This window comes from Aquitalea palustris (assembly GCF_003693445.1).
GTDB classification, from domain to species: Bacteria; Pseudomonadota; Gammaproteobacteria; order Burkholderiales; family Chromobacteriaceae; genus Aquitalea; species Aquitalea palustris.
The window spans coordinates 1-8,779 of record NZ_RFAR01000062.1; the positions used below are offsets into that span (position 1 = coordinate 1).

Below are 8,779 nucleotides of genomic sequence, written 5' to 3' on the forward strand. Positions count from 1 at the left end.
GCGGCACGCTGTTTCTGGATGAAATCGGCGACATGCCGACCGAGCTGCAAACCCGCCTGCTGCGTGTGCTGTCGGACGGACACTTCTACCGCGTGGGCGGCCATGTGCCGATCAAGGCCAATGTGCGGGTGATTGCCGCCACCCACCAGCATCTGGAAGACCGGGTCAAGCGCGGCCTCTTCCGTGAAGACCTGTTCCACCGCCTGAACGTGATCCGCCTGCGCCTGCCACCGCTGCGCGAACGGCGCGAAGATATTCCGCTACTGACCCGCCACTTTCTGGCCAAGAGCGCCAGCAGCCTGGGAGTGGAGCCGAAGCGGCTGACCGATGCGGCGATGGAGGTGATCAAGTTCCACAGTTTCACCGGCAATGTGCGCGAACTGGAAAACCTGTGCCAGTGGATTACCGTGATGGCACCGGGCCAGCAAGTAGAGGTGGGCGACCTGCCGGCCGAACTGCGCGAACCGGAAGCCGCTCCCCTGGCAACGGCCAGCGAAGGTAGCACGGTGGCCAGCGCGGCCGTCCATGTGGTGGACTGGACGCTGGGCCTGGCCGAAGAGGTGGCACGCCGTCTGCGCGCTGGCGAGGTGGGCATCATCGACGACCTGTGCCGGCGCTTTGAGGAAAGCTGCATTCGCACTGGCCTGGCCCACACCGGCGGGCGCAAGGTGGAAGCAGCGCATCTGCTGGGCTGGGGCCGCAACACCCTCACCCGCAAAATTCAGGAACTGGGCATGGAAGCCCATGACGAGCAGGCCTGAAACCCAGCACCCTGCATCAGCCCTCCAGCACGGTCAGCCCGGGGAGCGTGGCAAAGCTGCGCTCCCGCACCGTACTCAGGAAATCCTGCATATAGGCTAGCCCGGCATCCTCGCTGCGCAAGGCAGCGTACAGCTCGCTGCTCAGCCCCTGCTCACCAATCCGCCGCGCCACCACATAGCCACGCTCCAGATAAGGCTTGACGGCCCAGAACGGCAGGGCTGCCACACCGCGCCGGCTGGCCACCAGCTGGATGATGGCCACCGTCAGCTCGCTGGTACGCCGCAACGGGCTGACCCCGGCCGGCAGCAGTACCTTGCGCCACAAATCCAGCATCTCGTCCGGCACCGGATAGTGAATCAGCGTTTCATTGGCAAAGTCCTGCGCCTGCCACACCTTCTTTTCCGCCAGCGGATGATCACGCGCCACAATGCCCACCATCTCATAGGCAAACAAGGGCTGGTGCACGATGCCGGCCTGCGGCTCGGCCTCCGACACGATGGCCAGATCAGCGCGCCGCGTCAGCAATAGCCCTACCGGGTCGGCATGAAAACCGGAAACAATGTCCAGCTCCACTGCCGGCCAGTGCTGGCGAAAGCTGTCCATGGCCGGCATCAGCCAGTCGAAACAGGTGTGGCACTCCACCGCCACCCGCAGCTCCCCCGCCTCGCCCTGGCGGATGCGCGCCAGATCACGCTCGGCGGACGCCACCTTGTCCAGCAAATCACGCGCCAATGCCAGCAGGCGCTCGCCAGCCAGGGTAAAGCGCAGCGGCTGGCTTTTGCGTTCGAACAGCGGCTGCTGGTAATACGCCTCCAGCTGCTTGAGCTGGTGCGACAGGGCCGACTGGGTGAGAAACACCCGCTCGGCTGCCAGTGACACACTGCCGGTTTCCTGCAGGGCAATCAGCGTACGCAGATGACGTAGTTCCAGCATGGCGTGGGCTTTCCGATAATCATGAATTAAATTCATTCAAAACAATAAAAAAATGAGTTTGAATCATACAGCAGATTCACCGATGCTGGGGACACTGACAGACAAGGACCCCACCATGACCACACTGCACCTGGCCGGCTTTCCCCGCATCGGCGCCAAACGTGAACTCAAATTCCTGCTGGAAAATTTCTGGCAAGGCCAGATAGACGAACAAGCCCTGCGCCAGGGCGCACGCTCACTGCGCCAGCGCCATTGGCTGCTGCAAAAGGGCGCGGGCATCCAGCTGTCGCCCGTGGGCGACTTTTCGCTGTACGACCATGTGCTGGACGCGCAGATTCTGGTGGGAGCCATTCCGGCCCGCTTCGGCTTTGACCCTGCCCGGCTGGACAGCGCGCAATACTTCCAGCTGGCACGCGGCAATAGCCGCCAGCCCGCACTGGAAATGACCAAATGGTTCGATACCAACTACCACTATCTGGTACCGGAATGGCAGGCGGATACCGCTTTCAGCGCTACCCCCGCACCGCTGCTGGCCCAATTGGCCGAAGCGCGCGCGCTGGGCATCCAGGCCAAACCGGTAGTGATCGGGCCGCTCACCCTGCTGTGGCTGGGCAAATGCAAGGGCGGAGAGTTCGACCGTTTGCAATTGCTGCCAGCCCTGCTGCGCTGCTACCAGAGCCTGTTGCAAGCCATGCAGCAACAAGGCGTGTCCTGGGTACAGCTGGATGAACCCATTCTGGCGCTGGACCTGCCAGCAGACTGGCTGGCGGCCTTTGCCCCGGCCTATCAGCAACTGGCGGCCAGCAGCCCGCTCAAGCTATTGCTGGCCACTTACTTTGGCAGCGTCGCCCAGCATGCGCCGCTATTGCACAGCCTGCCGGTCGCCGGCCTGCATCTGGACCTGGTCCGCGCCCCGGAACAACTGGCCCACTTCATGCAGCAGTGGCCGGATGACAAGGTGCTGTCTGCCGGCGTGGTGGATGGCCGCAATGTCTGGCGCAGCGACCTGAGCGCCGTGCTGGCACAGCTGGAGCCGGTGGCGGCACAACTGGGCGAGCGACTGTGGCTGGCACCCAGCTGCTCGCTGCTGCACAGCCCCTTCGATGTGGCAGCCGAAACCGAAATGGATGCCGATATCCGCAGCTGGCTGGCCTTTGCCGTACAAAGACTGAACGAACTGAAGCTGCTGCAGCGCGGGCTGGAGCAGGGCCGTGCCAGCATCAATAACGAACTGCAATCCAGCGACCATGTGCAGGCACAGCGCCGCAGCAGCCCGCTGATTCACCGGCCGGCCGTGCAGCAGCGTCTGGCGTCCCTGCCAGCCGGCGCCGACCAGCGCCCCCTGCCCTTTGCCCAGCGCATTGCCCAACAGCAGGCCTGGCTCAAACTGCCGCTGCTGCCCACCACCACCATCGGCTCTTTCCCGCAAACCGCCAGCATCCGCAGCGCTCGGGCAGCCTTCAAGCGCGGTGAACTGGACACAGCCAGTTACGAACAGGCCATGCAGGAAGAAATCACCCTGGCCATTCGCCGCCAAGAAGCATTGGGACTGGATGTGCTGGTACATGGCGAAGCCGAACGTAACGACATGGTGGAATACTTCGGCGAACAACTGGAAGGTTTTGCCTTTACCCGGCTGGGCTGGGTGCAGAGCTATGGCAGCCGCTGCGTCAAACCACCCATCATCGTCGGCGATGTGGCCCGCCCACAGCCGATGACCGTGCGCTGGGCCGTCTATGCACAAAGCCTGAGCACGCGTCCGGTAAAAGGCATGCTGACCGGCCCGGTCACCATGCTGCAGTGGAGCTTTGTCCGCAACGATCTGCCGCGCAGCACAGTTTGCAAGCAGATTGCCCTGGCACTGAACGAAGAGGTACTGGATCTGGAAAACGCCGGCATCCGCATCATCCAGATCGACGAACCGGCCATTCGCGAAGGCCTGCCCCTGCAGCAGGCACAGCAAGCGGCTTATCTGCAGTGGGCGGGCGAGGCTTTCCGCCTGTGCAGCTGGCGCATTGATGACAGCACCCAGATTCACACTCATATGTGCTACTCGGAATTTGGCGACATCCTGCCGCAGATTGCCGCACTGGACGCCGACGTGATCACCATCGAAACCTCACGCTCCGACATGGCCCTGCTGCAAGACTTTGCCGATTTCCGCTACCCCAATGACATCGGCCCTGGGGTGTACGACATCCACAGCCCGCGCGTGCCAGCCGAGGCCGAAATGGCAGCCCTGCTGGACAAGGCCTTGCAGGTGATTCCGGCCGAACGCTTGTGGGTCAATCCCGATTGCGGACTGAAAACCCGTAGCTGGCCAGAGGTGGAAGCTGCGCTGGCCAATATGGTGAGTGTGGCGAAAAGGCTGCGCCAGCAGTTGGCAGCACGGCTTAGCTAACCGTCATTCATTGCATTTATTGAAAAGTATTTTTAATATTTATTTACCAAGACTCTCTCTCAGGGCCTTCGCGGCCCGCTTGGTACCCGCTGATCAGGGCTCCTTCGGGAGCCCTCTTTTTTTGGCGTAACCAAAAGCGGTCCGCACTCACCCGGCCATCCACCATAGGAAATGGCCAGGCTACCTGCAGGCATGCTGTAGCGGATGCTGATGCTACTTTTCAGTTGGATAAAATACTCCTGGCTACATAAAATACCAATAAATTAACAGGGAGTACCGAATTGACCGAATCCTGCACCGACCGCCTGAATGCCTTATTGCAGCACTTTCCAGTGCATGCGCGCATGTTTCATTCCGGATCCCTGTGCGGGATCACCGATTTCACGGCAGCCGGCGCAGTCGGACAGCTGCACCTGATCCGCTCCGGCGCCATGGAAATCATTCATCCGGACCAGCCCACGCTATATGTGAATGAGCCCAGCCTGCTGTTCTACCCACGGCCCATGGCCCGTCGTTTCGTCACCGACCCGGTGTGCGGTGCCGACCTGACCTGTGCCGAGCTGCATTTTGCTGGCGGCAGCGATAACCCTATCGTCAACGGCTTGCCGGACGTGATCTGCCTGCCACTGGAGACGATTGATGGTGCCGCGCCGGTGCTGGCGCTGCTATTCGAGGAGGCCTTCAGCGAGCGCTGCGGCCGCCACGCCCTGATCGACAAGCTATTCGAAGTGGTGCTGATCCAGCTGCTGCGGCAACTGATGGAAAGCAAAGAGATCAATAGCGGTATGCTGGCTGGCTTGTCTCATCCCAAATTGCGCAAGGCGCTGGTCGCCATGCACGAGCAGCCCGGCCAGGAATGGTCGCTGGATGCGCTGGCCACCATCGCCGGCATGTCGCGCAGCGTGTTCGCCAGCAGCTTTCGCCACACGGTCGGCAGTACGCCAGGGGCTTATTTGCAGAACTGGCGCGTCCGGCTGACGCAACAAGCCTTACAGCGCGGAGAGTCGCTGAAGATGATCGCCATTGCCGTCGGTTATGGCAGCGAAGCCGCGCTGTCACGCGCATTCAAGGCGCAGTGCGGGCTGAGTCCCCGCGAGTGGCGGCAACTACGCGAGCAGGATACACCGGACTGAAGTCGCCCAGCCCGCCAGCTAGTGAGGCAACACCGGCCATGCAGCAGATAGCAAAAAGCCCCTCGCAAGGGGCTGGCGCTGCCAGAAAAACCCTGACACTCAGGGCTTGAGCATGCTGGGGGTCATCATCACTTTCAGGCGCACCTGTTCCAGCTCGTGGCGCACCCGGTGATTCAGCCACCACACCGAACCTTTTTTCACGCTCCACAGCAGCGGCTGCTCACCCAGCAACTGGGCCGACAGCCGGCCGATATACGGCTGATGGCCGACCAGCACGATGGTCTTGCCCGCTTCCGGCCAGTTGACCGCTTTCAATACCTGCTCTACCGATGCGTCCGGATTCAGCTCCGGCAAGACGGTAAAGCGCTTGCTCAGCAGCGCCGCTGTCTGCTGCGAACGTTTGGCTTCCGAGGCCAGCAGGAGGAAATCCTCCGGCAGGCGGTCGCGCAGCCACTGGGCCATCTGGCTGGCTTGTTGCTGGCCATTACGGGTCAGCGCCCGCGCCAGATCATCAGAACCTTCTTCTGCTTCGGCATGACGCCACAGGATCAGATCCATTTTTCACCTCCGTTATTGTTGTTGGCGCTTGTTCACGCAAGGACAGGGGACGGGTCACCGGCCCTGGCGCGACAACACGCAGTGTACTGCGCCTGCTGCAGCGTGCGGCACGCTGTGCGCGACACCCACCAGCGGCAAGACTGACAGCGCAGCCTACACCAGGCTTGTGTCAGCCGCATGTCGGACAAACACTTATGCGGCTAGTGCAGCAGCGGTGCCAGCAAGGGCACCAGAATGGCGGTGACCACGCCATTAAGCCCCATCGCCAGTCCGGCGAAAGCGCCGGCCGTCTCAGACAGCTGAAACACCCGCGCCGTTCCGATGCCGTGCGCCGAAATACCGGTGGCCGTGCCCAACACCATGTCGTCGCCCATGCCCAGCAAGGAAAACAGCGGCTTGACGATGACCGCACCAAAAATACCGGACAGGATGACAAACATGGCCGACAACTCGGGAATACCGCCCACGCCCTGCGATACGCTCATGGCAATCGGCGTGGTCACCGCGCGCGTGGTCAGCGACAACAACACCTGCTGCGGCAATTGCAGCAGCCAGCCCACCCCGACCGCACTGACAATGCCGACCAGCCCGCCAAACAAGATGGTGATGGCCAGTGGGCCAGCCGCACGCTTCAGCCGCGACAGATTACCGTACAGCGGCACCGCCAGTGCGACAGTAGCCGGGCCCAGCAGCATCTGTACCATCACCCCGCCCTTCATGTAGTCGCGGTAGCTGGTGCCGGTGGCCAGCAGCCAGCCCAGCAGCAACAGCACGCCAATCAGCACCGGGTTGGACAGCGGATGCCCATGGCAGCGGCGGTTGAACAACACCGCCAGCTTGTAGGCGAGCAAGGTGACAAATACGCCACTCAAGGGCGACGTACGCATGACCTCAACGGCAGCCATCGGATTCATGCCTCCTCCTTGTGCCGGTGGCGCGCCAGCAGCAATTTCAGCAACAGGCCGGGCAATAGCAAGGTCAAGGTGGTGGACGCCGCCAGTACCACCAGCAATTGCCAGCCGAAACCGGCCAGCAAATCACGATAGGCCAGCACGGCTGCGCCAGCAGGAATGAACAACAGCGACAGATGGGACAGAAAACGCGGCACATTCTGTTTCATGCTGTCTGGTACCGATTTACGCGCGGCCAGCGTGCAAAACAGCAACAGCATGCCCAGCACCGGGCCGGGCAAAGGCAGGGAAAAACTACGGCTGATCAGCTCGCCAGCCAGCTGGTAACCCACCAGCCACAACAGGGTTTCTATCATGATCATCATTCCGCCTGTGGCAGCACGCCACCACAAGCCAGGCCATCGGCCAACATCGGGCTTTCATCATACCTGTGGCTGCTGCAGTGCGGTATGAACAGACAAGGCCATTGTCGTATTACTGTCAACAAACAGGACAAGCCTTGCCCGGCTTTGGCATAATGCGCGCCATGATTCAGGATACACACTGGCTGCCGCAGCCCCCCGACCTTGCCCCCGGCTTGCTGGCCTTCGTCAGCGAAGCCGGCTCGCTCACCGAGCGACTGCTGGCCACCGGCCACCGCTTCGGTGTGCAGGTATTGTCACAAGGTGCCAGCCAGGCCAACCCGGACGAGCTCGCCCTGCTTGCCCTGCCGGCCGACAGCCTGCTGTATGCCCGCCATGTGCTGCTGACTCTGGACGACATCCCGGTGGTGTACGCCCGCAGCATCGCCCGGCTGGACTGCCCGGTATGGCAGCCCATTCTGGACCGTGGTAGCCGCTCGCTCGGACTCACCCTGTTTGGCGGCCTGCCACAGCTGCAGCGCGGCCCGCTGCACTATCAGCAACTGGGGCCGGCCCATCCCCTGCACCAGGCCTGTGCAAGCGATAGCACCAGCCTGACGGCACGGCGCTGCCGCTTTGTGCTGGATGAAGCCCCGATGGTGGTGTGCGAGGTGTTCCTGCCCGCCCTGAAAGATTTTGCCCGATGACGCTTGATGCCCTGAAAGACCGCTACACCGTTTACAAGCAGCTGATGCGCATGGACAAGCCCATCGGCACCCTGCTCTTGCTGTGGCCCACGCTGTGGGGGCTGTGGATTGCCGGCAATGGCAAGCCGGATGCCGTGGTAGTACTGATTTTCGTACTCGGCACCTTCCTGATGCGCTCGGCCGGCTGCGTCATCAACGACTATGCCGACCGCCACTACGACATGCATGTGGAGCGTACCAGCCAGCGCCCGTTTGCCCGTGGTGCGGTGACCGAGCGTGAAGCGCTGTGGCTGGCGCTGGCGCTGGCCATCATCTCTTTCCTGCTGATCCTGCCGCTGAACCGGCTGACCTGGCTGATGAGCGTGCCTGCGGTTTTCGTGGCCGCCAGCTACCCCTTCACCAAGCGCTTCTTTCCCATGCCGCAGGCCTATCTGGGCATTGCCTTTTCCTTTGGCATCCCCATGGCTTTTGCCGCGCTCACCAATCAGGTGCCCGCACTGGCCTGGCTGCTGCTGCTGGCCAATGCCTTCTGGACCGTAGCCTACGATACCGCCTATGCCATGGCGGACAAGCCGGATGATCTGAAGATAGGCATCAAGACTTCAGCCATCACCTTTGGCGATCACGACGTCACCGGCATCATGCTGTGCCATGCCGTATTCATCCTGATGATGGCGGGCATCGGCTGGCAGCTGGCACTGGGCTGGCCTTTCTTTGCCGCGCTGGCCATCTGCCTGTTGCTGATCGCCAAGCAGTACCGGGAAATCCGCACTCGCGACCGCAAGCTGTGCTTCAAGGCCTTTCTGGACAACAACCAAGTGGGCGCCGTGCTGATGGGCGGCATCGTGCTCAGTTATCTGTTGAAGTGATTGTTTAGCCCTGTGGTGGGCGGCCAAAGATAAAGCAGGCTTTGCATCCGCTCATGCGGATGATGGTTTACCTGCCGCTTCCGCGCGGCGAACGGGAAAGAGGGCTTGCCTGGCCAAGCCCTCCTCCACCTCCAAGGCCACCCCACAAGCATGGCCTGCGGCTG

The 8,779-nt window shown here is 62.0% G+C and carries 9 protein-coding genes; 5 read left to right on the forward strand and 4 right to left on the reverse strand.

The features are described 5' to 3' along the window. Positions 1 to 761, forward strand: a 761-nt coding sequence (locus tag EAY64_RS14705) for a sigma 54-interacting transcriptional regulator (RefSeq protein ID WP_199734458.1), incomplete at its 5' end; no start/stop codon positions are given. A gap of 16 nt (positions 762 to 777) precedes the next feature. Here the strand turns inward: EAY64_RS14705 and EAY64_RS14710 are convergent. Beyond that, on the reverse strand, positions 778 to 1,695 hold the full coding sequence (locus EAY64_RS14710) for a LysR family transcriptional regulator (protein WP_199734459.1): 918 nt from the start codon (positions 1,693 to 1,695) through the stop codon (positions 778 to 780). A 115-nt stretch (positions 1,696 to 1,810) separates the two neighbouring features. Between EAY64_RS14710 and metE the strand changes: the two genes are divergently transcribed. Then, on the forward strand, positions 1,811 to 4,096 hold the full coding sequence (gene metE, locus EAY64_RS14715; protein ID WP_103525501.1) for a 5-methyltetrahydropteroyltriglutamate--homocysteine S-methyltransferase: 2,286 nt from the start codon (positions 1,811 to 1,813) through the stop codon (positions 4,094 to 4,096). 281 nt (positions 4,097 to 4,377) lie between these two features. Beyond that, positions 4,378 to 5,229, forward strand: coding sequence for an AraC family transcriptional regulator (locus tag EAY64_RS14720; protein ID WP_199734460.1), 852 nt, complete (start codon positions 4,378 to 4,380; stop codon positions 5,227 to 5,229). Between the two features lie 99 nt (positions 5,230 to 5,328). Here EAY64_RS14720 and EAY64_RS14725 read toward each other — a convergent pair whose 3' ends face one another. The 3 genes from EAY64_RS14725 to EAY64_RS14735 form a co-directional block, all read right to left on the reverse strand. After that, complete coding sequence (locus EAY64_RS14725) at positions 5,329 to 5,787, reverse strand: SixA phosphatase family protein (RefSeq protein WP_059287344.1); 459 nt, start codon at positions 5,785 to 5,787, stop codon at positions 5,329 to 5,331. A 200-nt stretch (positions 5,788 to 5,987) separates the two neighbouring features. Further along, the gene (locus EAY64_RS14730; RefSeq protein WP_103525498.1) at positions 5,988 to 6,701 is read right to left on the reverse strand and encodes an LrgB family protein; all 714 of its coding nucleotides are present in this window, start codon (positions 6,699 to 6,701) and stop codon (positions 5,988 to 5,990) included. Then, positions 6,698 to 7,054 (reverse strand): CidA/LrgA family protein, encoded by a 357-nt coding sequence (locus EAY64_RS14735; protein WP_103525503.1) that lies wholly within the window; start codon positions 7,052 to 7,054, stop codon positions 6,698 to 6,700. Before EAY64_RS14735 ends, EAY64_RS14730 begins: the two co-directional genes overlap by 4 nt. Before the next feature lie 170 nt (positions 7,055 to 7,224). Here EAY64_RS14735 and EAY64_RS14740 point away from each other — a divergent pair, with 170 nt between their 5' ends. Further along, positions 7,225 to 7,746 (forward strand): chorismate--pyruvate lyase family protein, encoded by a 522-nt coding sequence (locus EAY64_RS14740; protein ID WP_226034239.1) that lies wholly within the window; start codon positions 7,225 to 7,227, stop codon positions 7,744 to 7,746. Further along, positions 7,743 to 8,615, forward strand: coding sequence for a 4-hydroxybenzoate octaprenyltransferase (gene ubiA, locus EAY64_RS14745; RefSeq protein ID WP_103525500.1), 873 nt, complete (start codon positions 7,743 to 7,745; stop codon positions 8,613 to 8,615). The genes EAY64_RS14740 and ubiA overlap by 4 nt, the downstream gene beginning before the upstream one ends. Positions 8,616 to 8,779: the final 164 nt, after the last annotated feature.

Excerpts from the sequence above, each read along its gene's own strand:
- EAY64_RS14710 (WP_199734459.1), bottom strand. The coding sequence starts at position 1,695 with ATGCTGGAACTACGTCATCTGCGTACGCTGATTGCCCTGCAGGAAACC.
- metE (WP_103525501.1), top strand. The coding sequence starts at position 1,811 with ATGACCACACTGCACCTGGCCGGCTTTCCCCGCATCGGCGCCAAACGT.
- EAY64_RS14725 (WP_059287344.1), bottom strand. The coding sequence starts at position 5,787 with ATGGATCTGATCCTGTGGCGTCATGCCGAAGCAGAAGAAGGTTCTGAT.
- EAY64_RS14730 (WP_103525498.1), bottom strand. The coding sequence starts at position 6,701 with ATGAATCCGATGGCTGCCGTTGAGGTCATGCGTACGTCGCCCTTGAGT.
- EAY64_RS14735 (WP_103525503.1), bottom strand. The coding sequence starts at position 7,054 with ATGATAGAAACCCTGTTGTGGCTGGTGGGTTACCAGCTGGCTGGCGAG.
- EAY64_RS14740 (WP_226034239.1), top strand. The coding sequence starts at position 7,225 with ATGATTCAGGATACACACTGGCTGCCGCAGCCCCCCGACCTTGCCCCC.
- ubiA (WP_103525500.1), top strand. The coding sequence starts at position 7,743 with ATGACGCTTGATGCCCTGAAAGACCGCTACACCGTTTACAAGCAGCTG.